At 48.7% G+C, this 26,564-nt stretch carries 26 protein-coding genes; 10 read left to right on the top strand and 16 right to left on the bottom strand.

The features are described from left to right. Positions 1-19: 19 nt before the first annotated feature. The 6 genes from nuoF to A8O23_RS18735 all read right to left on the bottom strand — a co-directional run bounded on the left by nuoF (position 20) and on the right by A8O23_RS18735 (position 4,800). Positions 20-1,363, bottom strand: coding sequence for an NADH-quinone oxidoreductase subunit NuoF (gene nuoF / locus A8O23_RS18760; RefSeq protein WP_066624819.1), 1,344 nt, complete (start codon positions 1,361-1,363; stop codon positions 20-22). Then, positions 1,345-1,884 carry an NADH-quinone oxidoreductase subunit NuoE family protein gene (locus tag A8O23_RS18755; RefSeq protein WP_066624817.1) on the bottom strand — a complete coding sequence of 180 codons (540 nt, stop codon included), beginning with the start codon at positions 1,882-1,884 and terminating at the stop codon, positions 1,345-1,347. Before A8O23_RS18755 ends, nuoF begins: the two co-directional genes overlap by 19 nt. A 73-nt stretch (positions 1,885-1,957) precedes the next feature. Beyond that, positions 1,958-3,172 carry an NADH dehydrogenase (quinone) subunit D gene (gene nuoD, locus A8O23_RS18750; RefSeq protein WP_066624815.1) on the bottom strand — a complete coding sequence of 405 codons (1,215 nt, stop codon included), beginning with the start codon at positions 3,170-3,172 and terminating at the stop codon, positions 1,958-1,960. Between the two features lie 72 nt (positions 3,173-3,244). Next, positions 3,245-3,751, bottom strand: a complete 507-nt coding sequence (locus A8O23_RS18745) for an NADH-quinone oxidoreductase subunit C (RefSeq protein WP_066624808.1) — start codon at positions 3,749-3,751, stop codon at positions 3,245-3,247. A gap of 3 nt (positions 3,752-3,754) precedes the next feature. Then, a complete protein-coding gene (locus A8O23_RS18740; protein ID WP_066624801.1) occupies positions 3,755-4,309 on the bottom strand; it encodes an NADH-quinone oxidoreductase subunit B in 555 nt (184 codons plus the stop codon). A 104-nt stretch (positions 4,310-4,413) separates the two neighbouring features. Further along, positions 4,414-4,800, bottom strand: a complete 387-nt coding sequence (locus A8O23_RS18735) for an NADH-quinone oxidoreductase subunit A (RefSeq protein ID WP_066624799.1) — start codon at positions 4,798-4,800, stop codon at positions 4,414-4,416. Positions 4,801-5,276: 476 nt separating this feature from the next. Between A8O23_RS18735 and A8O23_RS18730 the strand changes: the two genes are divergently transcribed. The 3 genes from A8O23_RS18730 to A8O23_RS18720 all read left to right on the top strand — a co-directional run bounded on the left by A8O23_RS18730 (position 5,277) and on the right by A8O23_RS18720 (position 7,181). Next, entirely contained in the window at positions 5,277-5,825 is a 549-nt protein-coding gene (locus A8O23_RS18730) for a hypothetical protein (RefSeq protein ID WP_066624797.1), read from the top strand. A 228-nt stretch (positions 5,826-6,053) separates the two neighbouring features. Next, positions 6,054-6,500 (top strand): nucleoside deaminase, encoded by a 447-nt coding sequence (locus tag A8O23_RS18725; RefSeq protein WP_262506467.1) that lies wholly within the window; start codon positions 6,054-6,056, stop codon positions 6,498-6,500. A 69-nt stretch (positions 6,501-6,569) separates the two neighbouring features. Continuing rightward, on the top strand, positions 6,570-7,181 hold the full coding sequence (locus A8O23_RS18720; protein WP_066624795.1) for a superoxide dismutase: 612 nt from the start codon (positions 6,570-6,572) through the stop codon (positions 7,179-7,181). 70 nt (positions 7,182-7,251) lie between these two features. On the opposite strand, the gene A8O23_RS18715 is transcribed toward A8O23_RS18720, so the two are convergent. Together A8O23_RS18715 and A8O23_RS18710 are read right to left on the bottom strand one after the other, a co-directional pair. Further along, positions 7,252-7,431, bottom strand: a complete 180-nt coding sequence (locus tag A8O23_RS18715) for a hypothetical protein (protein ID WP_153042284.1) — start codon at positions 7,429-7,431, stop codon at positions 7,252-7,254. 103 nt (positions 7,432-7,534) lie between these two features. Beyond that, entirely contained in the window at positions 7,535-7,912 is a 378-nt protein-coding gene (locus tag A8O23_RS18710; RefSeq protein ID WP_066624784.1) for a Fur family transcriptional regulator, read from the bottom strand. 165 nt (positions 7,913-8,077) lie between these two features. Between A8O23_RS18710 and A8O23_RS18705 the strand changes: the two genes are divergently transcribed. From A8O23_RS18705 to A8O23_RS18695, 3 genes are all read left to right on the top strand, one after another. Further along, positions 8,078-8,989, top strand: coding sequence for an NAD(P)/FAD-dependent oxidoreductase (locus A8O23_RS18705; protein ID WP_066624781.1), 912 nt, complete (start codon positions 8,078-8,080; stop codon positions 8,987-8,989). Between the two features lie 150 nt (positions 8,990-9,139). Further along, a complete protein-coding gene (locus tag A8O23_RS18700; protein WP_066624779.1) occupies positions 9,140-11,731 on the top strand; it encodes a DUF2339 domain-containing protein in 2,592 nt (863 codons plus the stop codon). Then, positions 11,709-12,977: a DUF3999 family protein gene (locus tag A8O23_RS18695; RefSeq protein ID WP_161486768.1), complete on the top strand. Its 1,269-nt coding sequence runs from the start codon at positions 11,709-11,711 to the stop codon at positions 12,975-12,977. The genes A8O23_RS18700 and A8O23_RS18695 overlap by 23 nt, the downstream gene beginning before the upstream one ends. A 100-nt stretch (positions 12,978-13,077) precedes the next feature. On the opposite strand, the gene A8O23_RS18690 is transcribed toward A8O23_RS18695, so the two are convergent. Then, positions 13,078-15,213 (bottom strand): M48 family metalloprotease, encoded by a 2,136-nt coding sequence (locus tag A8O23_RS18690; protein WP_082883160.1) that lies wholly within the window; start codon positions 15,211-15,213, stop codon positions 13,078-13,080. A gap of 246 nt (positions 15,214-15,459) precedes the next feature. Between A8O23_RS18690 and A8O23_RS18685 the strand changes: the two genes are divergently transcribed. From A8O23_RS18685 to mscL, 3 genes are all read left to right on the top strand, one after another. Further along, the gene (locus A8O23_RS18685) at positions 15,460-16,983 is read left to right on the top strand and encodes an N-acetylmuramoyl-L-alanine amidase (protein ID WP_082883159.1); all 1,524 of its coding nucleotides are present in this window, start codon (positions 15,460-15,462) and stop codon (positions 16,981-16,983) included. Positions 16,984-17,055: 72 nt separating this feature from the next. Further along, positions 17,056-17,553: an RDD family protein gene (locus A8O23_RS18680; RefSeq protein ID WP_239693451.1), complete on the top strand. Its 498-nt coding sequence runs from the start codon at positions 17,056-17,058 to the stop codon at positions 17,551-17,553. 114 nt (positions 17,554-17,667) lie between these two features. After that, entirely contained in the window at positions 17,668-18,087 is a 420-nt protein-coding gene (mscL, locus tag A8O23_RS18675) for a large-conductance mechanosensitive channel protein MscL (RefSeq protein WP_066624774.1), read from the top strand. Positions 18,088-18,200: 113 nt separating this feature from the next. Here the strand turns inward: mscL and rlmN are convergent, their stop codons facing one another. The 3 genes from rlmN to A8O23_RS18660 all read right to left on the bottom strand — a co-directional run bounded on the left by rlmN (position 18,201) and on the right by A8O23_RS18660 (position 21,286). Further along, entirely contained in the window at positions 18,201-19,286 is a 1,086-nt protein-coding gene (gene rlmN / locus A8O23_RS18670) for a 23S rRNA (adenine(2503)-C(2))-methyltransferase RlmN (protein ID WP_066624772.1), read from the bottom strand. Between the two features lie 21 nt (positions 19,287-19,307). Continuing rightward, positions 19,308-19,736 (bottom strand): acyl-CoA thioesterase, encoded by a 429-nt coding sequence (locus A8O23_RS18665; protein ID WP_066624770.1) that lies wholly within the window; start codon positions 19,734-19,736, stop codon positions 19,308-19,310. Between the two features lie 161 nt (positions 19,737-19,897). Further along, positions 19,898-21,286, bottom strand: a complete 1,389-nt coding sequence (locus tag A8O23_RS18660; RefSeq protein ID WP_066624767.1) for a T9SS type A sorting domain-containing protein — start codon at positions 21,284-21,286, stop codon at positions 19,898-19,900. 421 nt (positions 21,287-21,707) lie between these two features. Between A8O23_RS18660 and A8O23_RS18655 the strand changes: the two genes are divergently transcribed. Beyond that, complete coding sequence (locus A8O23_RS18655) at positions 21,708-22,613, top strand: S66 peptidase family protein (RefSeq protein WP_066624764.1); 906 nt, start codon at positions 21,708-21,710, stop codon at positions 22,611-22,613. An 81-nt stretch (positions 22,614-22,694) separates the two neighbouring features. Here A8O23_RS18655 and A8O23_RS18650 read toward each other — a convergent pair whose 3' ends face one another. The 4 genes from A8O23_RS18650 to A8O23_RS18635 form a co-directional block, all read right to left on the bottom strand. Then, the gene (locus A8O23_RS18650; RefSeq protein WP_066624762.1) at positions 22,695-23,711 is read right to left on the bottom strand and encodes a M28 family peptidase; all 1,017 of its coding nucleotides are present in this window, start codon (positions 23,709-23,711) and stop codon (positions 22,695-22,697) included. Beyond that, complete coding sequence (cysS, locus tag A8O23_RS18645; RefSeq protein WP_066624759.1) at positions 23,701-25,191, bottom strand: cysteine--tRNA ligase; 1,491 nt, start codon at positions 25,189-25,191, stop codon at positions 23,701-23,703. The genes A8O23_RS18650 and cysS overlap by 11 nt, the downstream gene beginning before the upstream one ends. A 155-nt stretch (positions 25,192-25,346) precedes the next feature. After that, entirely contained in the window at positions 25,347-25,925 is a 579-nt protein-coding gene (locus tag A8O23_RS18640) for an endonuclease/exonuclease/phosphatase family protein (RefSeq protein WP_066624757.1), read from the bottom strand. Continuing rightward, complete coding sequence (locus tag A8O23_RS18635; RefSeq protein ID WP_066624755.1) at positions 25,922-26,437, bottom strand: exonuclease/endonuclease/phosphatase family protein; 516 nt, start codon at positions 26,435-26,437, stop codon at positions 25,922-25,924. Before A8O23_RS18635 ends, A8O23_RS18640 begins: the two co-directional genes overlap by 4 nt. Positions 26,438-26,564 lie beyond the last annotated feature (127 nt).

The raw sequence follows: 26,564 nt of genomic DNA, 5'->3' as shown, positions 1-26,564 counted from the left end.
ACAGGCCGAAAACAGGTAATTAAGCTAAAACAGAATCTGCTTTGTTGTACACGGCTCCCGGAGCAGTAGCTCTTTCAGGATGCTTCACGTGCCATTCAAACTCATCACGGAAGTGACGGATGGCAGCAGCCACTGGCCAGGCAGCGGCATCACCTAACGGACAGATGGTGTTTCCTTCTATCTGCTTGGCTACACTTACCAATAAGTCGATGTCGTGCATTTGGCCGTGGCCGTACTCAATGCGGTGCAGTACTTTCTCCATCCAGCCGGTACCTTCACGGCACGGGCTGCATTGGCCACAAGACTCATGGTGATAGAAGCGGGCTAGAGTCCAGGTATGGCGTACAATACAGGTCTGGTCATCCATCACGAAGAATCCGCCGGATCCCAGCATGGTACCTGTGGCAAAACCTCCGTCTGACAAAGACTCGTAGGTCATCAATCTGTCTTCACCGGCAGCAGTTTTTAGAATCAACTCTTTCGGAAGAATCGGAACGGAAGAACCTCCGGCAATCACTGCCTTCATGTCACGGCCTTTCCAGATACCACCGCAGTACTCATCAGAGTAAATGAATTCCTCAACCGGAACACCTAACTCAATTTCGTACACACCTGGCTTGTTGATGTTACCACCAGCAGATATCAACTTGGTACCAGTACTCCGGCCAACACCAATCTTAGCGTATTCCGCAGCACCATTGGTGACAATCCAAGGCACAGTTGCAATGGACTCCACGTTGTTTACCACAGTTGGGCAACCGTAAAGGCCCCAAACCGCTGGGAATGGAGGCTTGTTACGTGGGTTACCACGCTTGCCTTCCAAAGACTCTAGCAAAGCTGTTTCTTCACCGCAGATGTACGCGCCACCACCTGGGTGAACATGTAAATCCAGAGAATAACCGCTGCCCAAGATGTTTTCACCTAAGAAGCCGTTGGCGTATGCCTCAGCAATGGCTTTCTCCAGAATGCGCAGCACGTACAACAACTCGCCTCTTATGTAGATATAAGAAGTGCGGGCACCAAGTGCGAAAGAAGAAGTAATCATGCCCTCAATCAAGAGGTGCGGCAATTTCTCCATTAGGTACCGGTCTTTGAAAGTACCCGGCTCTGATTCATCGGCGTTGCACACCAGGTAACGCGGTTTGCCTTCTGGCTTGGCCAAAAAGCTCCACTTCATACCGGTAGGGAAACCAGCACCACCACGGCCTCTTAAGCCAGAGGCTTTTACCTCTTCCACCACTTCCTCAGGGGTCATGGTTTTCAGGGCTTTCTCTACCGAGGCGTAGCCGCCATGCTTGCGGTACACGTCAAAGGTTTGGATGCCTTCAACGTTAATATGTTCAGTTAATAATTTTCTTCCCATGGTTTCCTTACGGTTGAGGCTTTCAGGTCTTCCAGCATTTGGTTAGCACTGGCCGCGTCTAGATTCTCGTAGAATTTCTCACGTACCTGCAGCATTGGGCCGGTTCCGCAAGAGGCTAAGCATTCTACCGTTTTTAAAGTGAAGTTTCCGTCAGCTGAGGTCTCGCCTACTTTGCAGCCCAGACGGTTCTCCAAGTGCTCAATCAGTTGGTCAGACCCACGCAGCATGCAAGGACCCGTGCGGCATACTTCCAGCACGTGCTTGCCTACCGGCTTCAGGTTGAACATGGTATAGAAGGTAGCTACCTCATACACCTCAATTGGCTGGATATCCAGTATCTCGGCCACCTTGTCCATTACCTCTGGGCTTACCCAGCCCCCGAACTCCGCTTGCGCGATGTGCAGGATAGGCAGAATGGCTGACTTTTGACGTCCCTCTGGATAGTGGGAAATGTAGCGCCGGATTTCGGCCATGGCCCCCTCCGAAAACTCTACTTTTTTATTTTCTACTGTTTGATCCATCTGGTCAATGGCAGGTATATAAAAGCTGCCCTGCGGCAGGCTTGGGATAAATCGTTTCAGTTAATGCTTCCGGTTAAGCGTCAAGCTCGCCGGCAATCACGTTCATGCTTGACAGAATTACAATGGCATCTGACAGCTGCGTGCCCACCACCATTTCTGGATAAGCTTGGTAGTAAATAAAGCAAGGTCTGCGGAAATGCAAACGGTATGGCGTACGGCCTCCGTCAGACACAAGATAAAAACCAAGCTCTCCGTTACCACCCTCTACAGAGTGATATACCTCACCGGCAGGAGCGTCAATCTCACCCATCACAATTTTGAAGTGGTAGATAAGCGCTTCCATGTTGCGGTATACCTCCTGCTTTGGCGGCAGGTAGAATTCTGGCGCATCGGCGTGGAAAGGACCTTCAGGGAGATTGTCCATGGCCTGCTGAATAATGCGCAAGCTCTGCCAAATCTCTTCGTTGCGGACCATGAAGCGGTCATAGGTGTCGCCTTTGGTACCTACCGGAACTTCAAAGTCGAAATCTTGGTAAGAAGAGTATGGATTCATCACGCGCACGTCATAATCAACCCCAGCAGCTCTTAAATTAGGACCAGTAAAGCCGTAGTTCAAGGCTTTTTCAGCCGTGATTGGGCCCACACCTTCCACGCGGTCCACAAAGATGCGGTTGCGGTTGAACATGGTTTCGAACTCCGTCATTACCTTCGGGAAGTCACGCAGGAAATCTCTGATTTTCTGAATAGCTACCGGAGACAAATCGCGCTCCATGCCACCCACTCTACCCATGTTGGTAGTTAAGCGGGCACCGCAGATTTCCTCGTAGATCTCGTATATTTTCTCACGCTCCTGGAATACATACAAGAAGCCTGAGAAGGCTCCGGTATCCACCCCAAGAATGGAGTTACAGATCAAGTGGTCAGCAATACGAGCCAACTCCATCACGATTACACGAATGTACTCGGCACGTTTTGGCACAGTCACCCCCAACAGCTTCTCCACGGTCATCCACCAGCCCATGTTGTTAATAGGCGAGGAGCAGTAGTTCATGCGGTCGGTAAGCGGGGTAATCTGGTAAAAGTTGCGGCGCTCGGCTATTTTCTCGAACGCACGGTGTATGTACCCAATAGTGGGCACGCCCGAAACTATCTTCTCGCCATCCATTTTCAGGATGTTCTGGAAGATACCGTGCGTGGCGGGGTGCGTAGGTCCTAAGTTCAGAGTGGTTAACTCCTGCATGTAGGAATCCGGGGTAACTATTTGTGTATTTTGTTTGGCTAACTCCATGTTGGCACTTAGTAGTAAGCAGAAACCCCGGCGGCTTTCTCTGGTAAAAAAGCCGTTGGGGTCTCTCTTGTTTTATCTTCCGAAGAAGGTATTAATCTTGTCTTCGCGGGTTTGGTCTTCCAGCGGGAACTCCTTACGCATCGGGAACACTTCCATCTCCTCCACATTCAGAATGCGGATAAGGTTAGGGTGACCCTCGAAGCGGATACCGTAGAAATCCCAGGCTTCGCGCTCCATCCAGTTGGCGGTGAGGTACAAGTTCGTAGCCGTTGGCACCACGGCATCATCTTCCGGAAAGAAGATTTTGATGCGCAGCCTGATGTTGTTCTGCAGACTGTGTACATGGTACACCACGCCTAGCTCCTGCCCCTTATTATCAGGGAAGTGCATGCCGCACATAGTGGTCAGGAACTGCATCTGCAGCACCTCATCGTCATAGAGGGCCTGCAGCATGGGAATAATGTTTTCCCGGGTGGTGGTAACGGTTACAAGCCCGTAAGGCTCCTGGATATCGAACACCTGCTCACCGAACTTCTCTTGAAGTCGCTGAATCAGCTGTTCGTTCGTGATGTCGGCCATGCCTTATTTAATATTGTAAGAGGCTAAAAGTTCTTGATATTCTGGTGAGTTACGGCGGCGCAGTGATTCGTTCTCGGCCAAATCCTGAATACGCATCAAGCCATCAAGAATCTGCTCAGGACGTGGCGGACAACCGGGCACGTACACGTCAACGGGCACAATGCGGTCAATGCCTTGCAGCACGCTGTAAGAGTCAAAGATACCACCGCTGGTAGCGCAGGCGCCTACGGCAATTACCCAACGCGGCTCGGCCATCTGCTCGTACACCTGCTTCACCACCGGACCCATTTTCTTGGCAATGGTACCCATTACCATTAAAAGGTCAGCCTGGCGAGGCGAGAAGCTAGGGCGCTCAGACCCGAAACGGGAAATATCATAATGAGCTCCCATGGTAGCCATGTACTCAATACCGCAGCAAGAAGTGGCAAATGGCAGTGGCCACAAAGAGTGTTTACGGGCCATGCCTACTACCTTTTCAAGTGAGGTGGCAAAAAAACCAGAACCCTCTACCCCTTCAGGGGCATTCACCATGGTTATATCAGTTTTGTTATCGCTCATGTCGTTTTCGCTTTGTTTTAAGAAAAACAGGCCATAAATGGTCCTATTTCTTCAACACAAACACGCTTATAAAAGTTTGCCGCGGTCAGCGGATAAACACAATTTTATTCCCACTTCAGCACGCCCTTGCGGATCACATAGTAGAATCCGGTCAAAAGCAGGCCCATGAAGAGAAGCATCCAGACAAAGCCGTTCACGCCCAAGGCGCGGAAGTTCACTGCCCACGGATAAAGAAAGATTATCTCAACATCAAAAAGTACAAACAAGATGGCTATCAGGAAGTACTTGATGGAAATTGGGGTACGGGCATCGCCCTGGCTTTCAATACCACATTCCCATGACGCGTTCTTCACGGCACTTTTCCGCTTCGGCCCGATCAGGTGCGTCACCACCATGGCAAAAACTACAAAGCCTAACGCAGCAGCAAACTGTATGATAATGGGCAGGTAATCGCCCGGCAAATATTGTGGATTGGATACTTCAGGTTCCATAGCATAAACAATTTGGTGCAAAATTAGATAACTCTACCTTAGATTCAAAGTAAAAAGAAGATTGCCTTAACCACAGCAAATGCAGATTGAGACAAACTAACTAACGTTCATATATTATTATTAATTGCGTTGGTATAAATTACTTTCTTTCAATAAATTAAAAATAATCTGCCTAAATCTGTAATAAAATGAAAAAGATTTAGACTAATGTGGAAAGCATTAATATTTGAGGCTAGTCACTAATGGAAATCCCTCTTCCAGACTTAAGTCTTAAATAGTAAGCTTTCTTCATACCCAAGATAAAAGCCCAGCTATATTAGCTGGGCTTTTTGTATGGCTTTCAGGCTTGCGCCAACGTAGCATTGCCCTCCAATTGATTTATAAATTACCTTTGCCTGCTCTTTGCGGGAACTTCCGGCCCGGAATTTGCTTTTCAGAATCATCTCCATATTATAAAGTACCCTTTAACAGACAGCATGAAAGCCAAGTATTTAGTTGCCCTTATCCTCCCATTTTTAGTTTCTTTCACGCCGCCAAAGCTGAAGAAGGTGAATGTGACCAAGGAAATCACACTCTCCATTCCGCAAGATTTTGTGGTGATGCCAGACGAGGGTATTGCGCGTGAGTATCCGGCGGCCCGTAAACCATTGGGTGTATTTACCAGCCCCAGCGGTCAAATTGATATCAGTGTGAACCAGCGTGTGAGCACGTTCCCGGCCGGCGACTTAGCCATGGTTCAACCTTTTTACAAGGCTTCTATTCAGCGGATGTTTACTGAAGTGGAATTTTTACGGGAAGAGATTCAAGAGATAAACGGCCGCAAATTTCTGGTTTTTGAGTTTGTGTCTACCGTGCGGGATGAGCGCAGCTCAGGCAATCTGGCACCGGTGCGCAAGTATACCATCATTCAGTACACCTTCATTAATGACCAGATGTACATATTTAGTTTGAATGCGCCAGCTCAGATGCAGAGAGAGTGGCAGGAAACAGCCCGTGCTATTATGGCCACCGCTAAAGTAAAGTAATTCCCTCAGCCCCTCGCCTACAGGTGAGGAGAGAGTTTTCACTAGCCGTTTTCGGTCTGTTTTATGAAAAGCAGGCCGAAAACGGCTTTATTTTTTCTCCCGTAACTTGCCGGCTGTTGCTTGCAGTATTAAAAATTTTAAGGTTTCCTGTACCAAACTGTACCTTTGCCCGTACCAATTGGTGTAGCTACACGGGCTACTGTTCAAACACAGCTTAAATTACTTATTGTGCTCAGTATTCACTCAGACGAACATTTTATGCGCGAGGCCTACAAACAGGCGCAATATGCCCTGGAAGAGGGCGAAATTCCAATTGGGGCAGTTATTGTCTGCCAGAATAAAATCATTGCCCGCGCCTACAACCAAACCGAGAAGCTGAATGATGTAACCGCCCACGCTGAAATGCTGGCCTTTACCGCCGCCGCCAACCACTTAGGAAATAAATACCTGCACGACTGCACCTTGTACGTGACCGTAGAACCTTGCGTGATGTGCGCCGGCGCCAGCTTTTGGAGCCAACTAAAGCGGGTGGTATACGCCACCGGCGACGAAAAGCGTGGCTACCGCAGAACAGGCGTAAATCTGCTACACCCAAAAACCGAATTGGTTTCCGGTGTGTTAGCGCATGAATGCGCGCAATTGATGACTGAGTTTTTTCGAGCCAAAAGAATTTAGTTTAACTTTGGCCCGTTCCGTATTATAGAACAGAACATATTGTTTCACTAACCATAAACACATAAAACTATGGCATTTGAACTTCCACAACTTCCGTATGCGTACGATGCGCTCGAGCCGCACTTCGACCGTCAGACCATGGAAATCCACCATACCAAGCACCACCAGGCGTATACGACCAACCTGAACAACGCCATACAAGGCACTGAGAAGGAGAACCAGTCAATCGAGGAAATCCTGCGTGATGCCGCTAAAACCCCGGCTATCCGTAACAACGGCGGCGGGTATTACAACCACAACCTGTTCTGGACAATCTTGAGCCCGAACGGCGGTGGCAACCCTACCGGAGCTGTTGCTGAGGCAATTGACAAAGCATTCGGTTCTTATGATGCGTTCAAAGAAGAGTTTAGCAAAGCCGCTGCTACCCGTTTCGGTTCTGGCTGGGCCTGGCTTTGCGCTGTAGAAGGCGGAGGCGTGCAAATCTGCTCTACCGCTAACCAAGACAACCCTTTGATGGAAGGCGTTGATTCTTGCGGCGGCGTTCCAATTTTAGGCTTAGACGTGTGGGAGCACGCGTACTACCTGAAATACCAGAACCGCAGACCAGACTATATTGCTTCTTTCTTCAACCTGATTAACTGGGACGAAGTAAACCGTCGTTACGCACAAGCCAACGGCTAAGCTGTTTTAAGATTTTAAATCTGCCTAAAAGGGTCTCACTATCAAAGGTGAGGCCCTTTTTATTTTTGCTTTAACTTGGGCGTTTTTGCCCTGCTTTGGCGAAAACAGGGCAAAAACTGTTGTTGTTGTTGTTGTTGTTGTTGTTGTTGTTGTTGTTGTTGTTGCGAAGAGTTAGCGTAGCGTTCTTCGCACTTGCCAGATAGCCAATTTCCTGATTGGCGTTACTATAATAGCAGAAGATGTTAGCCAAGGCTACTGGCGCAGACACTAGCAGGTCTGGGAGACACTGCTAGGTCTTTTGAGCAGCCGTTTTCCGCCTCCTTTTCTGAAAACAGCTTTAAAACGACTTCCTCTCACGCACTGCACCCCGCACAGTACCCAGATACCCAGTAGTTCACATTCTCGGCTTTATATCCTTTGGGTAGGTTTACCTCCACCTGCTCAGGCAGGCATTCTACCCGTTGGCAGCTGAGGCACCTGAAATGGAAATGGTCATGGGTATGCTGGTGCTGCTGGCAATTCCGGCAGAGGGCGAAGTAGGATTTGCCCTCATCGGAGACTATGCGGTGGGTAATGCCATCTTCGCAGAAGCGGTTGAGCACGCGGTAAATGGTCACCCTATCGGCCTCTCCTTTGAGTCTCTGCACCAGCACATCTTGGCTTAATGCGGTGCCGGTATCTTTTAGGATAGTCAAAATAGCTTGCTGGGTTGGTGTATTCCTTCTCTTCATTTTCTATTATTGCAACACAGTTGCAATAATAGAAAACTGCGGCTTATTTCCCAAATGAATTACCAACATGGGCATGTCCAAAAGAGATTTTCTTATGCGAGGCGCTGGGCAAAGCGAATAGCTGGTTTCCCTCTCTGCTGTGACGGCTCCTAACCAATTTACTGTATGCAAAACAGAACAGAATTTGATGTCCTTATCATTGGGGGCAGCTACGCCGGCTTGTCGGCGGCCATGGCGCTGGGGCGGTCGCTCCGGAATGTGTTGATTTTAGACAGCGGGAAACCCTGCAACCGCCAAACACCGCACTCGCACAACTTCCTGACCCAAGACGGCGAAACACCCGCCGCCATAGCCCAGAAAGCTCGCGAACAAGTTCTGGCCTATCCAACCGTATCTTTTCAGTCAGAGAAAGCCATCAAGGCATCTGGCCAAAACAAGGCGTTTGAGGTAATTACTGACACAGGCAATTCCTACACCGGAAGCAAACTGCTCTTCGCCACCGGCGTGGCGGATAAAATGCCGCCTATAAAAGGCTTTGCCGAAAGCTGGGGTATTTCAGCTCTTCACTGCCCTTACTGTCATGGGTATGAGGTACACCACCAACCGCTGGGAATTCTAGCCGATGGCGATATGGCTTTTGAATTTGTGAAACTGATTCTGAACTGGTCACCCAATCTCACCTTACTCACAAATGGAAAATCTAATTTAAAGCCTGAGCAGCGACAGGTATTGCAACAGCACGGGGTTAGTCTCGTGGAGAAAGAAGTACACGAACTAGTGCACCAAAAGGGGTATTTACAACAAGTGGAATTTTCTGATGGCTCTTCTTTGCCGCTTACCGCTCTCTTCGCCCGACTCCCTTTTACCCAACATTGTCCAATTCCAGAACAACTGGGTTGTGAATTAACCGAGGCAGGTCTGTTAAAAATAGACGGATTTCAGCAAACTTCGGTGCTTGGAATTTACGCCGCCGGCGATGCGACCTCTCCTATGAGAGCAGTTTCTAACAGTGTGGCCTCTGGTACTTTTGCGGGCGCCGCTTTGAACAAAGCCTTGATAGAGGAGCGATTTAAATGACACATTTCCTTCATGCGTTTTTGGCTCATTTTCTAAAAATGAGGCCGAAAACACTTAAACGCCACCAACCTATTGCACTTCCAGAGGCAGCCCCGCCCGTTTTTCCAGATAAAATTGTAATATAGTATCTTACATTTCTATTGGGCTCTTATGGAATCTGCGTTACTACTGTTCATTGTCTTGCTGCTCGCTTGGATTGGCACCATGCTCTCCAGACAGTTCGACTCTTTCAATGGACAGATGGAAGCCATAAGAGAAGAACTGGAGCGGCTCCGGCAATCAATTGGTAAGTCAACGGCTTCACCCCCACGTGAGGCAACTCCTCTGGCGGAGCGCCGTGCACCAAACGTGGCCGCTGCACCTGCTTCCGCTCCTCCTGTTCAAACGCCAAGCCCTACTGTAACTCCTCCTCCACCAGTAGTTGCACCTGCTCCAATGACTCCGCCGGCAGCACCCGCTTCTACTCCCGTACCACCAAAGGAAACACCCGCGCCTCAGGCACCACCCCAACCAGAAACAGCTATACCTCGGGCAACTCCGCCTACTGTTCCTCCTGCAGCACCAGCCACTCCTCCGCCACCCGTACAGCCACCCAAAGAAGAGCCTATAGAGCCGTTGCTCACGACCTCACATCGGCGAATGGCAGCCCTTCAGGAGTCTACCGCTACTGCTCCGGTATCAGTTTTAGAAGAAGAGGAAAAGGTAAAAGAACCGAAGGACTGGGAGAAATTTATTGGGGAAAACCTCATCAACAAGCTGGGTATTGTCATTCTGGTGCTGGGGATTGGGTTCTTCGTGAAGTTTGCCATTGACAAAGACTGGATTAGCGAAATTGGTCGAGTGGCCATTGGTTTACTGGCGGGCGGAGCCTTATTGGGCGTAGCGCACCGGCTGCGTTTGCAGTACAGCGCTTTCAGCTCAGTACTGGTAGGCGGCGGCATGGCAGTGTTGTATTTCACCATTGCCATTGCGTTTCATGAGTACCAGCTGTTTGGGCAAACGGTGGCGTTTTTGCTCATGGTAGCTATAACGGGCTTCACCATTTTCCTGTCCATTGCCTATGACCGGCTGGAATTGGCCGTAGTGGCCTTAATAGGCGGCTTTGGCAGTCCGTTTATGGTAAGCACCGGCGAGGGAAATTACGTGGTGCTGTTTGTCTTCATTCTGATTCTGAACTTGGGTATTCTGGTGCTGGCGTATTATAAAAAATGGCCGCTGCTCAACTTCATAGCCTACTTCTTTACCATTGTTTTATACGGAGGTTGGTTGATGACGCGGGTGGTAGATACACCCAGTCCGCCGTACGTGGGGGCGCTGGTGTTTGCCACGCTGTTTTATCTGGTGTTCTTTCTCATGAACATTATTTACAACGTGAAGGAGCGGCAGGCCTTTAACGCCCGCGAAATGGTATCCTTGCTCAGCAACTCCGCTATGTATTATGCCGCGGGCATGTATATTTTAGCCAACGTGGACGGAGGTGCCTACCAAGGTTTGTTTACGCTGGGGTTAGCCATCTTTAACTTCGGGTTTGCCTATACCTTGTACCGCAGCCAACGTGCCGACCGAAATCTGGTCTACCTTCTCATTGGGCTAGTTCTTACGTTTTTGAGTTTGACTGCCCCAGTACAGCTAGAGGGCAACCACATTACGCTGTTTTGGGCGCTGGAGTCGGTGGTGCTGCTTTGGCTGGCGCAGAGGGCGGGCCTGCCTATCATTAAGGTGGCGTCTTGTCTGGTGCTGGGCCTCATGCTGGTGAGCCTGTTCATGGATTGGTTTGGCTACACTTCTGCGCCGGAAGAACCACTACGCTTTCTGCTGAACCGTTATTTCCTGACAGGATTGTTTTCTCTGACAGCCTTGGCCGCCGTTTGGATTTTGCTGGGCCGCGATGAAAAGAATTACCCCGAGGAGAGTTCTTGGCATTTTTACCGCACCGGTGTGGGTGTGTTGGGCGTTATTTTCCTGTACTTGGTTTTCCTGCTGGAGTTTGTGTACCAGCTACAGCATACTACTTGGAGCGAGCCAGTCCGCGTTATCCTGCTCAGTTTCTACCATTACTTGTTCCTGCTGGGGCTGCTCTGGCGAAGCCTTTCCCTCAGCTCTTATGTGTTGCGGCAGATTCCGCTGACCTTTGCTGCGGTGGGGCTGTTGGTGTATTTTGTGGTGGTACATCCGGCCACCGTGGAAATTAGGGATGCTATTTTAATCGGCAAAGAAACATCATCTGAAGCCTTTCTTCTGCACTACCTTCCGCTGGCAACGGTTTTGGCCATTGCGGGCATGATGTTGCGTTTGGTGTACCACCACTTCGGGTTTAACCAAGGTGCCGGAAAAGCAGCCCTTTGGATAGCTAGTCTGGTCGCCATTTTTCTGGTGAGCGCCGAACTGGAGCACCTGTGGGCGCTGGCTGTGTACGAGAGAGGCAATGAACTGGAACTTACGCTGCGGCAGGTGCGCAAAATTGGCTGGCCTATCTTGTGGGGCATCTGTTCGTTTATGCTCATGATGTTGGGCATGCGCCACAAACTCAAAACCCTCCGCATTATTTCCCTCACTGTTTTCTTTGTCACCTTGGCGAAGTTGTTCCTGATAGATGTGTGGGACATGTCTGAGGGCGGAAAAATAGCGGCTTTTATCTGTTTAGGCATGCTGTTGCTGATTGTTTCGTTCCTGTACCAGAAACTGAAAAACCTTATTTTAGTAGATGACCGCTCGGCGCATGTTTCTTCCCCTGATGCCTAAAAGTCTTTTCCTGTTAACTTTCTGCCTCTTTACGCTCTTCCAGCATTGGGTGCAAGCGCAGGATTTTAGGTGGCAAGCACAGGTAGACCCAGTTTCTGAGACTGGGTATTACCGCGTGCTGCTGCCAGCGCCGGTAGTTGGGCGGCTCCAGCCCGATGCAACTGATATAAGACTGTACCGCCCCGACGGGCAGGAGGTGCCGTACGTGCTCCGCGCCGAAAAGCCGGTGCAGTACCGTACGCTCTTCAAGCCTTATCAGATTCTGAATTACACCCGCCGTCAAGGCGGTACGTCTGAGCTTATCATCCATAACCCAGACCGGCGCACCATCAACAACATCAGCTTGGTTATTGGCAATGCCGACGTACGCCAAGAAGTGTCCCTGAGCGGCAGCGATAATCAGCAGGATTGGTACGTTCTCAAGGCGCAGGACGTGCTGTATTCTATTCGGAGCGCCCAAAGCACAAATGAGGTGAAACTGCTTGACTTCCCGCTGAGCAACTACAAATATTTCCGGTTACAACTCAATGACTCTACCAGCGCTCCGCTGAACATTTTAAGGGCCGGTTATTATGATACCCAATCAGAAACAGGAAAGTACACCACCATTCCAGTAAAAGCTTTCACCCGCACCGACAGCGCTAAAACAACCTATCTGCACCTGAACTTCGGGCAGCCGATGTACCCAGAGCAGGTGGTTTTTCATATCTCCGGCCCCCAACTCTACCATAGAACAGGAAAGGTGATTTTGGGTGAAAGGAGAGTGCACGAGCGCCGCCGGAGAAAACGCCGCCGCCGGTCACACCTAGAGGAAATCTCTGTACCGCTGGTGCTTCATTCAAATTCCCCAGCCGTAGTAGATTTACCCAGACAGAAAGTAGAGGAATTAAAAATCCAGATTGACAACGCCGATAACCCGCCGCTGGACATTGACTCTGTAAAAGTACTGCACCTGAACCAGTACCTCGTGGCTCAATTGGAGGCAAACAAACCCTACACTCTCCGATTTGGCGATGAAGACAGTCCGGCACCGGAGTACGACCTAGCCTATTTTAAAGACAGTATTCCGGCAAATCCGCCGGTGGTGACGGTCAGCAACATCACTACCATTCAAACACCTGAGAAAAAGAAAAGCGCTAAAGGTTCTACTTATCTTATTTGGGCTGCCATTGCCATTGTAGCCGTTGGACTAGGTTTTATGACCCGTCAGTTGCTGCGGGACATGAACCAGAAGAAGGAGAAGTGACCATTCTCGTGCGTTTTCGGCCTGCTTTTAGAAAAACAGGCTAAAAATGCTTTTTGATTTAGGGCTTACAGGCATTTTATATCTCTTATTAGAGTTGAGGCTACACCTCTTCCATTGTCAGGTTTTCTTCTTGCTGTTGCTGTACAACCGCCATTTGCAAAGCCAGTGTCTCTTTTTTGAGATGGAAAACTTTCTCCCAGCTCATTTGCACAAACAGATGGGAACCTTCGGCTAATTCATCAAGAGACACCGAATCAAAACCATATTCTGTTACATAAACCCTTGTTTGCGACGCTAGCTTTTCGAGCTTAGGCAGCTGGTGAGGGGTAATGCAGCGGGTGTAAAGTTCGTCTTGCAGCAGGTGCTGCAGGCGCTTCTTCACAGGCGTTTCCCGCCCCTCCAATTCTTGGCAAACGGTCTTTGCTCCCTCCAAGGTCATTTCATTGTTGAAGATGAAATGCAGGGTATCCCAAAGAGCAGTAAATAACTGCGTGTCTTCCTCTGCTTCTTTAGTGGCTGTAAAAACCGACTGGTAAGCAGCCACTAATGCAGCGGTGCGGTCTTGTTCATGTGCCTTTTGATAGAAGAACCCGAAAGCCTTCTGGTCTAACAGGTCTAGTTGTTCCTGCGCTTCCTTGATTTCATTCTCCAGTATTTGCTGCACGGCAACTGCGTCTTTGGCACTGTACTTCCGGCCATCAAAATCGAACGACTTAATATCAATAGCTCCCTGCACTATTTGCTGTACCGTTTCCAAGTCAGCCTCTAGGCTACTGATTTTCTGGGGAAGTTTGCAATTGGCATCAGTAAAGAGGTCATCGAAGGTGATAGCAGGCAATAGCTCAGCAGTGGCAGCAACAGTTTCAACGTCAAATGTTTTGATATTGCGGTTGTCATAGAAGCCTTTGTAGGCTTTATCAAAAGAGCGCTCTTGCATTTCTGAGGCCAGCTTCTGAGAGAAAGCAGGCAACGATAGAGCTTGTGGTGCTTGGGCAAACTCAGCTTTTTCATACACTTTTTGGGTCATCAATTGCTGTACCTGCTCTACTTTTCTAAACAGCACCCAAGGCGAATCATGCAGCACCTCTGCAGGAATGTTGAGCGACAGCAAATGGGCGGCGCGATCATCGGTGCTGGGGTGCGATGCCCACTGGTCTTTCATCATCAGCCGGCTTTGGTTAAACATAGACAGCGTCTGGGCATTTACCTGCAGCAGGCCATGCGCCATGGGTATGTGGAAATCTTCTGAGAACAGATGCATGAGCGCACGGTGCTGAGGGTACATATTGTCTGCTTTCAGGTTCTCGCTCAGCCAAGCATTATAATGATTGAATAATCGGGAGTAGCAGGCATCGGCAGCCTCAATTCTCCGCAGGCTTGTAATCAGGGGTTCTGAGCCGGTGACATAAGCTGCTACCGAGTCAGCGTGGAATTCCATTTGGCGCGAGAGGCACATGTACGGCTTGTTCACCACCACATAGGCTTTTTTCAATACCCATTGAATGGCCTGTACAATTTTGGCGGTGAGCCCAGCAAACAAGGCGAAGTAGCCACTTATGTCGGCCCACTTCTCCAAAGCTTTTCCATAGCCTTGGTTGTCATAGAGCATGTTGTAAATGGCGCGGTTCACGTTGTACACGTAAGAGCCTAACTTCATGCTTCGCTGCGAAAAATGGCCGAACTCGTGCGCCAGAATTGCTTTAAATTCAGTTACGTTCACGGAGTTCACCAACCCCAGTCCAATAACCAGATTTTTCTTCACGGGCAAGAACATGCTCCAGAAACTGGAATCATAGAAAACGGCGGCGTTTACCTCGGCAGAAAGGTAAATCTTCTTCGGGAAGGGTGTCTGCGTTTCCTGCGTGATGTTTCTGATGAAGGCAAAAAGCTCCGGCTGCTCCTCTTCCTGAATTTCCACCATGTCAGAACGGTCGGTCTTGCTGCGCTTGAACATGAATTTCAGCAAGAAGAAAATGACCATAAGCCCCAGCCCCGCCAAGCCTAAACCTAACATAAACGTGAAAAAGGCCGGTTTTAAAACCACCAGAAAATAACCACCCAACCCGCATAAAACGGCCAGCGCCAACGCGGCAGCCATGAGGGCTACATATACTACCGCAAAAAAAGCAATGGCGGCCGCTACTTTTGCCACTTCGCGCTTGAATGCCGCCGAGGGGGCTATTATGCGTTCATCAACGCCCTGCGGCATGGCTGGGTACGGAAAGGTTCTTTTCATGAACTTAGCTTTTACTTAAGTAAGATAAGAAGAACCTTTAATTCTTGAAAAGACACCGTCAATTTTCTATAGCACAGACAAAGACAGAAATGTAATAGCTTTTGCTCTGGACTAAGCCTTCCCCCTGTTTTGAGGCTGATTTTTGAAAAACTGCTCATAAACAGCAGGTAAACTGTTTCATGCACTGGTGCCGTTCTACCAGAAAACCTATATTGCCTCCTCAGCTTCTTAAAATTTATCACAAAGATGAAGTTCCAGTATTTCTTACTGCTCTGCTTTACCATTACTTTTCAGGCTAATGCCCAAAGCAACAGCACCTCTGCAACAGCAACCTCCCCTACTCCAGCAGACCTACAGGTAGAATACGTCCGCACAGAACCTAACGCTGAACTGTGGCTACAGCCGGGCGACCGACTAAACGTGCGGGTAAAAGCCAAGCCGGGGCTTAAGGTTAACTTGTGGAACCAGCACCCCCTGCATGAAATACCGGCAGCGCAGAACAAGGGAGAAGCTGGTTTGTACGTAGGCGGCTATATTATTCAACCCAGTGATAAACTTTCAGACCAGCACCTCCCCATTATAGTAGACGACACCACTGACACCCAGCCTCACACGGTTTTCTTTACTAAAACTAAAATTACTATTCTCAACCCGGCGCAGCCGCTGTACGGCTTAACTACTACCAGCGACGCTTACATGAACTATGGTTTGGGCGAGGACAGATTGGGCGGCGCTAAAATGGGATTCTTAGATTCACTGGTTCGGGTACAGATTAACGGACGCGTAGGCCGTGACTACCGGATTAAGCTCTCTAACACCTTAAACGCATACATACCTGTGCGGCAAGTGCAGCTGGAGGGTCCCAGCTCCTTTACCGGTGAAAGCCTGACAAGTTCCTGGAGTGTCACTGGCGAAGATGAGAAAGGAAAGTATGATTTTGTGCGGGTAGCCGTTGGTCAGCGCCTGCCCTACACATCTTATATGGATGTTGACCCCAGCCGCATTGTAGTAGACATTTACGGCGCCGTTTCCAATTCTAACTGGATTACCTTGCACCGCACCCTGCGCGAAGTAAAGAATGTGCAGTACCAGCAACTGACCTCAGATGTGTTTAGGGTGATCATTGACCTGAAGCACCCCCAAGCCTGGGGCTACGGCATAGGTTATCAGGGCAATTCGCTAGTGATTAAAGTAAAGCGCCAGCCCGAAAAACTGAAGCTCAAGCACCTGACTATTGCCGTAGACGCCGGCCACGGGGGCACCAACACGGGCACCAAAGGCAAAACCGGTATACCGGAGAAAGAAATTACCCTTAAGATTGCGCAGCACCTTAAAAAAGAGTTGGAGAAGAAAGGGGCAAACGTAATCATGACCCGAGAGGCAGATGTGACCGTTGATAATTCTGAGCGCGTCCGGATCCTGAAACAGGCCCAGCCTGATTTGCTGGTAAGCGTGCACGTTAATTCAGCTGGGCGGCCAGAAGTACAAGGCGCCAGCACCTATTACCGCCATTTGGCATTCCGGCCGCTTTCTCAGGCATTATATGAAGAGGTTTTAAAACTTGACCTGAAAGAGTTCGGTAACATTGGCGGCTTCAATTTTGCTTTGAACGCCCCAACAGAGTTCCCTAATGCCTTAGTAGAAACTGCCTTCGCCTCAAACCCGGAAGATGAACAAAAGCTAATTAACCCAGAGTTTCAGGAAGATATGGCTGAGCAGATAAGAAAGGGAATAGAACGCTTTCTAAAAGAGACAAAAAAGAGGAAGTAGTAGAAAGTTACTGGAATATTCATAACTTAACTGCCAATAAACCAAACCCTTTCATCAACTAAAAACAAACTCATGGAAACATCTACCAACACGTACACCTTCATGGACGAATTTCAGGGAGAATTAGCCCCTGTGTCTTATGCTGGCTTCTGGAGACGCTTTGTGGCAGCCGTTATCGACTCTTTCGTCATCGGGATTCCGAACTGGATTATTACCACATTTATCATTGGGGGCACCATGGCTACAACTGAGTTCAACCCAGACAACCCTTTCGCCATTCTAGCGGCTATGTCTACCTCTATGATGTTGACGGCAGTTCTTACCATTCTGTACTCCTCCATCATGGAAAGCTCTTCCTGGCAGGCCACCTTGGGCAAAAGAGCCTTGGACATGAAAGTAACTGATGAAAATGGCCAGCGCATTTCTTTTGGCCGGGCCCTAGGCAGAACGCTTTCTAAGTACTTGTCTACTTTTATCCTGTTCATTGGCTATATCATGGCAGCTTTTTCCTCTCGGAAGCAGGCCCTGCATGATAAAATTGCCAGCACCCTAGTTGTAAAAACCCGATAATTGGTTTCATAACCTGTATAACCAGTGCCAAACTAAAACGTATTTTTTACAACTTAACTACTCTTGGGCTGTTTGCTTAAGAGTAGTTTCTTTTTATAGTCTTTATCACTTTATATGCCAGTTTTAAAAGAATTTAAAGAGTTTGCCATGCGTGGCAACGTCATTGATCTTGCCGTTGGGGTGGTCATTGGCGGTGCCTTCGGGAAAATTGTTACTTCCTTGGTCAATGATTTAATCATGCCACCGCTTGGTCTTGCCGTGGGCGGTGACCATTTCAAGAACCTAAAGCTCATTCTCAAAAAAGACGTGATTGGGCCAGATGGTAAGATAGCCGATGTCACTTTAAACTACGGAGCCTTTCTACAGAATGTGCTTGACTTTATTATCATAGCGTTTGCTATTTTTCTGCTGGTGAAATTCATCAACAAACTTAAGCGCAAGAAAGTAGAGGCACCCAAGTCCCCTCCAGCCCCAACCAAAGAAGAAGTGCTGCTTACAGAGATCAGAGATGCCCTAAGAGCGAAGAACCCGTAAGTAAACTGTCATTCTGATCGTGTTTTCAGCCTGTTTTCAGAAAAACAGGCTGAAAACAGAAAGAGCCACTCATTGAGTGGCTCTTTCTGTTTAAAAGATATTACTGAGATAGCTTACGCTTCTTCTCCGGCTTTCTCTTTATTGGCTAGCTGCCCACAGGCGGCGTCAATGTCTTTGCCGCGGCTACGGCGCACATTTACCTGCACGCCTCTATCAGCCAGGTAACGCATAAATGGCTCCAGGCGATCATCTCCAGACTTCTGGAAAAGTCCGTCACCTATTGGGTTATACTCAATGATGTTCACCTTGCACGGAATAATTTTGGAAAACTGCAGCAGTTCCTGCGCATCTTCCAAATTATCATTGAAGTGGCTCAACAGAATATACTCATAGGTCACTTTACGACCCGTTTTTTCATGGTAATACACCAGCGCCTCCTTCAGTGCCTCCAGCGAGTTACTCTCGTTGATAGGCATGATCTCGTTGCGCTTTTTATCGTTGGCGGCGTGCAAGCTCAGTGCCAGATTGGCTTTAATACCGTCATCGGCCATTTTCTTGATCATCTTGGCAATACCGGCAGTGCTGACAGTGATGCGGCGGGCGGCCATGTTCAAGCCGTCGGGCGCAGTGATGCGCTCAATGCTCTTCATCACGTTGGCGTAGTTCAGGAGCGGTTCACCCATGCCCATGTACACGATGTTGGTCAGCGGGCGGTTATAGTTCTGCTCCGTCTGCTCTTTTATACGCACCACCTGGTCGTAAATTTCATCGGCATTGAGGTTGCGGATACGATCCATTTTGCCGGTGGCGCAGAATGAACAGGTCAAGGAGCACCCAACCTGGCTACTCACGCAGGCGGTCATGCGCTTGGGGTGCGGAATCAGCACACCCTCCACAATATTGCCGTCATAGAGCCGGAACGTGGATTTTATAGTATAGTCTGAACTGAACTGGCTGGAATTCACCTCTACCGTGTTGATGGTGAAATGACGCTCCAGCTTCTCCCGCAGAGGAAGGCTAATATTGTTCATTTCGGCAAAGGAGGTAGCCGTGAGTTTCCAGACCCACTCATACACTTGCTTGGCACGGAAGGGCTTTTCGCCCTGCTCCGTCATCCAAGCCTTTAGTTGGTCCAAAGACAGCTTCCGGATGTCTTGCCGGTTCAGAATTTCGATATCTGGGATAACAGTGGTACTCATACCACAAAGGTACAAAATATCTTACGCTTTAGTTTCCAGTTGCTCACGGGCTTCTGGCGGCACAGTCTGTAATTTACGGGCGGTATAGTCAAAACAGAGCATGCCGGTTTTGGCGTGAGCTACTTCTTTGCCGTTCTGGTTTGTGAGGCGGTACACTAAATCAAAGCCGTACTTGCTGAACTCATGCGCCTGCACCTCTACTGTCAATACATCGCCGTAGAAGCCTTCGCCTTTGTACACAATGCCCACATCAGACATAATCAATCCGGCCCCGCCGAAGTCAAGTTCAGAGTAACCATGGCTTTTCAGGAACCGTACCCGCGCCTCGTGCAGCAAGCTCAGCAGCGCATCGTTACCTAAATGGCCGCCGTAGTTAAGATCGGTGATTCTGATGGGCAGTTGAGTCTTGAAGGAGAAATTTGCGGGTAAGTCTATTTTGATGCGAGCCACTCTTTATAATTAAGAATTAGGAATTGAGAATTATGAATGAAAGATAGGGCTTCAGGGGCAAAGCTTGGTGTTTTGGAGCCGATTTTTAGAAAGCGGGCAAAAAACAGCCCCGGCTCCTGGCAGAGTCGGGGCTATTTTCATTTAAAAGAAAGACGCTTAAATTACAGCTTCACAATCTTTTGGGTGCGTAGCCCAGCTTTTGACTGTATTTGCAGAATGTACGTTCCGGCAGGCACGGCAGACAAATCTAATTCTTGGGCCTCAGCCGATGCCAGAGAGGTATTAAGCATAGTTTGACCCGTAAGGCTTACCAGCCTTACTGATGCGCCAGCACCTTTTTCCATTTTTACCGATAACTGCCCAACGGCTGGGTTTGGATATACGTGCAGCGCCAGTTGCTGCTCTTCTTTAGCTGACAGTACATTTTGGAAATTGCTGAACACCCAGCGTTCTCTGTTTTGAAAGGCTCCCGGTCCTCCATTTAATTCCCAGCTTTGGCTAATAATTTCTGTTAAATTATCATTGCTGTCGTACGTGTTCACATATTTTAAGGCATCTTCAATTAGCCATTCATCATCCTGTGGCATTCCGTCTCCATTTTGATCTACCCACTCTTCATATTGATCAAGAGTTTTATTGTGGTGGGCATCATACTGCACCGTTATTCTGAAATCGTTCACCCAATTGTTTTCTTCAAAGGTTTGGGTTGTTTCAACATAACCTCCGTTTCCAGTAAATCTTGTTTCCTGGCGCTCCATGTTTACCCAGTTACCATCTTGCAGGGCCTGCATGGTGTAATCTGCCAATCCATCTTGTTCTGCATCTTCATGCCAACCTAACTCTACCAACCTCGCAAAACTTACCCAATTGTTATCTTCTTGACGTTGCATCAGAATGGTTGAAGGGGCATTGCCAGTAGTGTATTCATACACAAACTTTCTCTCAGCCACCCAGCTTTCGCCATCCCAGCCATAGGCTGTCTCACCAGTAGGTCTTCCTTCAGCATCAAATGAATAAGTAGATCTTGCTGTGTTCTCCCACTGCCCACTACCCTCACCTGACGTTCTCCAAGTTTGCTCGACTTCTTCTACCAGCTTGCCGTTTTCATAGGTTTCTAGAGTCTTCTCACCAATATTTTGAGCCCAGGCTCCATTTTGCCACATATAACGCGCACTTTCAATTTCTTCTCCCTCGGCATTATAAGCGTAGGTCCACCGTTCACTGTTCGTATTTGTGCCAGCCTCCGTTATAATCTGTTCTTTTAGCAAACCGTTAGGGTAATATTCATAGGTAATGTTTTCTGTATGTTCCCACTGGTTGTCGTCATAGTCAAAAAACTGGGCATTTCCAGGCCGCATTCCACTTTCATGCCCACGACGGGCTGAAGGGTTCTTAGTCTTCTTTAAGGCAGAGACAGCTTTTTCTACATGTGGCTTACTCTTCTGGCCTTGAGCTGCACCAGAAACAATGGTGGTGAGAATTAAAGTTACCAGCAATAAACTGGCTTTACTTACCTTCATTACTTGGGGGAAAGCGTAAGTTTTCATCATAGTGTATTATTTAGTAATTAATAGTTTATAGAATTCTGTGGCTTTGCTGTAGATCCAGATATTCTGGAATACTAGTACTGGATTGAATTGTAAAAATCTATAACTGAATTACCTAGTCCAATACCTAATTGTAAGTATTTTGCAATAACAACTTCGTCATATCCAAAATTAATCCTCCAGTAAGTGCTTGCTTTAATATTTTATTTAGTGTCAAAAGACATCAGAGAAAGGTCTGCGGAAGCGGTTGCTGAAGGGACAAGCACCGGTACGGGGCGAGAAAAGCGATGAAACAGGCTTTTTTGTGGCATTTTGCAGTGTGCAAAATAAATGTAAGCATACTATTGGCAGCGCCACCTCAGGTTGATGACCCTTAACATTAATTTTTTACCTATTTTGTGAACCTCTACAAACATTTTTACCCGTGACCATACCCGCCGCTTTACAAAAAGGAGATACCGTAGGCATTGTTTGCCTGGCTAATAAAATTGCTTTACAAGATATTCAGCCTGGTATCAAGCTGCTGGAGAGTTGGGGCTTGCGTGTAGTTCTTGGGGAAAGTGTGGGCGCGGAGTATAATCAAATGGGTGGTTCTGACGAGGTAAGGACCGCTGATTTTCAGCGCATGCTGGATGATCCGGAAATAAAAGCTGTTATTTCAGCCCGAGGCGGCTACGGTACTACCCGCATTCTAGATCAGATTGACTTTGCCGGATTCTATACTCAGCCTAAGTGGGTGGTGGGCTTTAGCGATGTTACCGCGCTTCTTTGTCACCTGCACCGCATGGGCATTGAATGTTTGCACGCCACTATGCCCAAACTCATGGCGCAGCCAGACACACAGGAAGCTGACGAGAGCCTGCGCCGCGCGCTGTTTGGCGAAACGCTCTCCTACAGCATCCCTAGCCATACCTACAACCAAATTGGCATAGCCCAAGGACTGGTAGTGGGCGGTAACTTAATTCTTCTGGACACCATTGTCAACACGCCTTCAGACATTGACTATGACGGCAAGATCTTGTTTCTGGAAGACGTAGGCGAATACTACTACAACATTGACCGGGTACTGGTGCACATGCGCCGCATGGGCCGATTACGCAATTTAGCGGGTTTAATCATAGGCCAATTCACCGAAATGAAGGACAACCAGATCCCATTTGGGAAGACGGTAAATGAGATTGTACTGGAACACTGCGCCGGTTATGGCTACCCTATCTGTTTTGATTTTCCTGTGGGACACGTGCCGCATAACTTAGCCATGGTAGTAGGCCGTGAGGCTAAGCTTAAAGTAGACGTGAAAGAGGTGACGCTGGAGTATTTGAAATTTTAGCCAACCTTCCTCCAAATTAAAAAGCCGTTTTCCGGCTGATTTCCAGAAAACGGCTCTAAAACAGATTCGTTAGCTCAAAGTTTACTGCTCTGAATACACCACCCGCAGCACGGTTTGGCCTACGGCTTTTAAGGTGTTCTTGTCAATAATGTCTATATTATCTGTGTGCCGGTGATGGTACGGTCCGAAATAGCCATCTGGGCTGGAAGGGTCATGGGCAATGATGTCAATCATGCGGATGTTGGTGTGCTGAATGACGTAGGTGTGGTCATCGGTAATGCCAGGGCTGTTTTGCGGCACAAAATAGTCTGAGTACCCCAGCTGATTGGCGGCACGCCACACCTTATCTACTACATCACGTGCGTACATGCGGCTGGTTTCTTCTCTAAAGAAGCGTGAGTTCTTTGCACCTACCATATCCAGCAAGATGCCGTAGTTGGCGCGGTAGCCTTGCGGCATCAGGTTTTGCCCCCAGTACTGCGACCCCAGGCACCAGCTGTCTGGTTGGTAAGGATCTTCACTACTGTCTGGCTGGCCATAATCTTCACCGTCGAAGAACATAATATCTACTCCTACATCACCCTGTAGTGGGTCCGCTTGCAGCTGGCGGGCAATCTCCAGCAATACCGCCACCCCGCTGGCGCCGTCGTTGGCGCCGTCTATTGGTTGATTCGGGTTTTGCTCGTCTTTATCGGCTACGTGGCGGGTGTCCCAGTGGGCAGCTAGCAGTATACGCTTGCTGGCTTTGGGGTTGAACTGCCCCATGATGTTGCGCAGGTTGAGCATGGTACCGTTGTACGCCTTCGCCTTAAAGCTCTGCACCAATACATTTCCGCCGTAGCTCTTTAGCTTTTCTATCAGGTAATCGCCGGCAGCGCGGTGGGCCTGGGTGTTGGGTACCCTAGGGCCGAACTCTACCTGCTTCACCACAAACTGGAAGGCAGAGTCAGCGTTAAAGGAGGGCACGTTTACGGCCGGAGCCTCGGTGGCGGCAGATGGCGCTGTGGTAGACGTTTCTGTCTTTCCATTTTTATCGCAGGCCGAAAGACCCACTATCAATAGCCATCCGCAGACCAGAGATAACATGTTATTCTTCATAAGCCCAGTCTATTCCGGTTTTCATATCTTTTATCACGATGCCTTGGCCTTTTAACTGCGCCCGAATAACATCTACTTTGGCGTAGTCTTTGACCTCTTTGGCTTCTTTGTAGAACCCGAGAACCACGTTTAGCAGCGCTTGGGCATCGGTGGTTTGTTCTTCTTTCAGCCCAAGCACGCCTTGCACCAAAGTACGGAACTCAGTCCGCATCTGCTTAAAGGTTTCTTCTGAAATAGTCTCCAGCTTAAAGCCGCCGGTGTGCATGCTGTTAATTTTCTTGAGCAGGTTGAACAGATTGGCAATTGCTTTGGCAGTATTCAGATCATCGGCTAACGGGGCAAATAACTCTGCGGTCAGCTTCTTTATTTCCTCTTCGGCTTTGGCGTCTACCGCAGTAGCACCGGTTGGGTATTGCAGCTGGTCTAAAATACGGAGGCCGTTCATCACTTTCAGGTAGCCTTTGCGCGCCGCCTGCAGCCCTTCATTACTGAAGTCAAGAGTGCTGCGGTAGTGCGCCTGCAGAATGAAGAAGCGCACGGTCATAGGCGAATAAGCCTGCTGCAGCAGCTCATGTTTTCCTGTAAATAACTCACCTAAGGTGATAAAATTGCCTAGCGACTTACCCATCTTCTTGCCGTTGATGGTAATAAGGTTGTTGTGCACCCAGAAACGGGCGGCATCGGTATGGTTGTGACTGGCCTGGCTTTGGGCAATCTCGCACTCGTGGTGCGGGAACATCAAATCTAAACCACCGCCGTGAATGTCAAACTGCTGGCCTAAGTACTTTCGGCTCATGGCCGAGCACTCTAAGTGCCAGCCCGGAAAACCTTCAGACCAAGGTGAGCTCCAACGCATAATGTGCGTTGGCGAGGCTTTTTTCCAAAGGGCAAAATCCAATGGCGAACGCTTTTCCTCCTGCCCTTCCAGCTCGCGGGTATTGGCCAGCAAATCTTCAATGACTCTGCCAGACAGCTTGCCGTAATTGTGGCCTTGGTTATAAGCAGGTACATCAAAATATACTGAACCATTAGACTCGTAAGCTAGGCCATTGTCCAAGATCTCCTGGATCATCTCAATCTGTTCAATGATGTGGCCTGAGGCGCGGGGCTCAATATCTGGCGGCGTCACATTCAGCCTGGCCATGTCTTGGTGAAAGCTGTTGGTGAACTGCTGCACCACCTCCATCGGCTCCAACTGAGACGCCTTGGCCAGCTTCTGGATTTTGTCTTCGCCGTGGTCGGCATCGTTTTGCAGGTGCCCCACATCAGTTATGTTGCGCACATAACGCACTTTATAACCCACGTGCTGCAGGTACCGGCGGAGTACGTCAAAGGTGATATAAGGGCGGGCGTGGCCTAGGTGAGCATGCCCATATACGGTTGGCCCGCAGACATACAAGCCCACAAAGGGCGGCTGCAAGGGCTCAAATTTTTCTTTGGTACGGGTGAGCGTATTATATAAAGACAGTGGGTGATTCATGCGGCAAAATTATAAAACAAAACGGTACTTGTTGCAGAAGTACGGTATACTACCAAGGCAGTAGGCTTTTTATTTGCATTACTGGCGAGAAGGTGCGTTTTCGGTTTATTTTCTGAAAATCAGTTCTAAAACAGAAGCAGTTATCTAAGTCTGATTTAGTCCTGCTCCAGAACATACGTAGCCTGCAACGGGAAATGGTCTGAGAATTTTATTTGATCCAACACCTCAAAACTTAGCAGCTCCAGTTCAGGGCTGTAAAATTGATTGTCTATCCGAATAGGGAGCTTGCCATTATAAGTAAACCCAAAGCCGTTGCCACCTTCCTCAAAGGCATTCTCTAGTTGACTGCGCAGGGTCTGGTAGGTATAGGAACTTGGCAAATCATTTAAATCACCACACAGCAAAACCGGGTACGGACTAGCTTCAATATGCTCTAGCAGTTTTCTCACCTGGTGGCTTCTGGCTACAAAGCCACCTTTTAGTCTACGGGCAATGCTTCGGCCTTTGGTTTCAAGGGCAATTTTACTTTCCACCGCCTCCCCTACTTCTTTCTCTTCAATGGCCATTGACTCTAAATGCATGTTGTATACCCGCAGGGTGTCTTTGTTGGGCATGCGCACGTCTACAAAAATCACTTGGTTTTTAGTGGGCCTATCAAACTTTACACGGCCTTTGTTGACAATAGGAAAACGGGAGAAAATAGCCAACCCAAACTCCGCCCCTACCCGATTCACCAGAAGTTGTCTACAAAAACTTGCCGTCCCTGGTCTTTCCCTATGCGTTTGCGGCTGTTATAAGGCGCCTCTCCCTTGTAATGGTAGAATTCCTGCAGGCACAGAATATCTGCTGGATGCTCGGCTACCCACTTCATCTCTCGCTCGGGCAAGTCTGGGTCATCTTTGTGCAGGTGCTTGTATGAATTAAAGACCCGCACATTATAACTAAGCACATTGACCAGCTGCTCCGTAGTTTCCTGCGGCACCTCGCTGGAGCCACTAAGCGCGAAGTAGCGGTTGTGTTGCCCCCAGAACAAAATAATTAGCCCCAGCGGCCACAGTGCCCACAGGGGTTTCTTCCACAGCCACAGAAACAGGAGCAGCAAATTCAAGAGCAGCGCCCCGGGCAACGACATGGCTACAAAACCCGCAGGCCAGAAAACATGGGGCGGCACATACTGGCACAGCACCCCCAGAAGAAGCCAGGCCGTAGCTAGCGCGGTAAAAAAAGAAAGAATTTTCCTCAGCACAGAATTCAGATATAGCGCAAAACAAACCTACATAAAAAACCGCAGCCCCAATACATCTCAGCCCCAGGTGTTTTTGACCTGTTTTACAAAAATCAGCTTTAAAACGAACCTTACAGGCTTACAAATG

Source organism: Rufibacter roseus (assembly GCF_001647285.1).
Lineage (GTDB): Bacteria > Bacteroidota > Bacteroidia > Cytophagales > Hymenobacteraceae > Nibribacter > Nibribacter roseus.
This window is presented reverse-complemented; position numbering and strand designations above follow the sequence as displayed.

Excerpts from the sequence above, each read along its gene's own strand:
- A8O23_RS18740 (WP_066624801.1), bottom strand. The coding sequence starts at position 4,309 with ATGAGCGATAACAAAACTGATATAACCATGGTGAATGCCCCTGAAGGG.
- A8O23_RS18650 (WP_066624762.1), bottom strand. The coding sequence starts at position 23,711 with ATGAAGAATAACATGTTATCTCTGGTCTGCGGATGGCTATTGATAGTG.
- A8O23_RS18745 (WP_066624808.1), bottom strand. The coding sequence starts at position 3,751 with ATGGCCGACATCACGAACGAACAGCTGATTCAGCGACTTCAAGAGAAG.
- A8O23_RS18680 (WP_239693451.1), top strand. The coding sequence starts at position 17,056 with ATGGAAACATCTACCAACACGTACACCTTCATGGACGAATTTCAGGGA.
- A8O23_RS18690 (WP_082883160.1), bottom strand. The coding sequence starts at position 15,213 with ATGAAAAGAACCTTTCCGTACCCAGCCATGCCGCAGGGCGTTGATGAA.
- A8O23_RS18720 (WP_066624795.1), top strand. The coding sequence starts at position 6,570 with ATGGCATTTGAACTTCCACAACTTCCGTATGCGTACGATGCGCTCGAG.
- A8O23_RS18755 (WP_066624817.1), bottom strand. The coding sequence starts at position 1,884 with ATGGATCAAACAGTAGAAAATAAAAAAGTAGAGTTTTCGGAGGGGGCC.
- cysS (WP_066624759.1), bottom strand. The coding sequence starts at position 25,191 with ATGAATCACCCACTGTCTTTATATAATACGCTCACCCGTACCAAAGAA.
- nuoD (WP_066624815.1), bottom strand. The coding sequence starts at position 3,172 with ATGGAGTTAGCCAAACAAAATACACAAATAGTTACCCCGGATTCCTAC.
- nuoF (WP_066624819.1), bottom strand. The coding sequence starts at position 1,363 with ATGGGAAGAAAATTATTAACTGAACATATTAACGTTGAAGGCATCCAA.
- rlmN (WP_066624772.1), bottom strand. The coding sequence starts at position 19,286 with ATGAGTACCACTGTTATCCCAGATATCGAAATTCTGAACCGGCAAGAC.
- A8O23_RS18660 (WP_066624767.1), bottom strand. The coding sequence starts at position 21,286 with ATGATGAAAACTTACGCTTTCCCCCAAGTAATGAAGGTAAGTAAAGCC.
- A8O23_RS18695 (WP_161486768.1), top strand. The coding sequence starts at position 11,709 with ATGTTTCTTCCCCTGATGCCTAAAAGTCTTTTCCTGTTAACTTTCTGC.
- mscL (WP_066624774.1), top strand. The coding sequence starts at position 17,668 with ATGCCAGTTTTAAAAGAATTTAAAGAGTTTGCCATGCGTGGCAACGTC.
- A8O23_RS18735 (WP_066624799.1), bottom strand. The coding sequence starts at position 4,800 with ATGGAACCTGAAGTATCCAATCCACAATATTTGCCGGGCGATTACCTG.
- A8O23_RS18710 (WP_066624784.1), bottom strand. The coding sequence starts at position 7,912 with ATGAAGAGAAGGAATACACCAACCCAGCAAGCTATTTTGACTATCCTA.
- A8O23_RS18700 (WP_066624779.1), top strand. The coding sequence starts at position 9,140 with ATGGAATCTGCGTTACTACTGTTCATTGTCTTGCTGCTCGCTTGGATT.
- A8O23_RS18730 (WP_066624797.1), top strand. The coding sequence starts at position 5,277 with ATGAAAGCCAAGTATTTAGTTGCCCTTATCCTCCCATTTTTAGTTTCT.
- A8O23_RS18685 (WP_082883159.1), top strand. The coding sequence starts at position 15,460 with ATGAAGTTCCAGTATTTCTTACTGCTCTGCTTTACCATTACTTTTCAG.
- A8O23_RS18705 (WP_066624781.1), top strand. The coding sequence starts at position 8,078 with ATGCAAAACAGAACAGAATTTGATGTCCTTATCATTGGGGGCAGCTAC.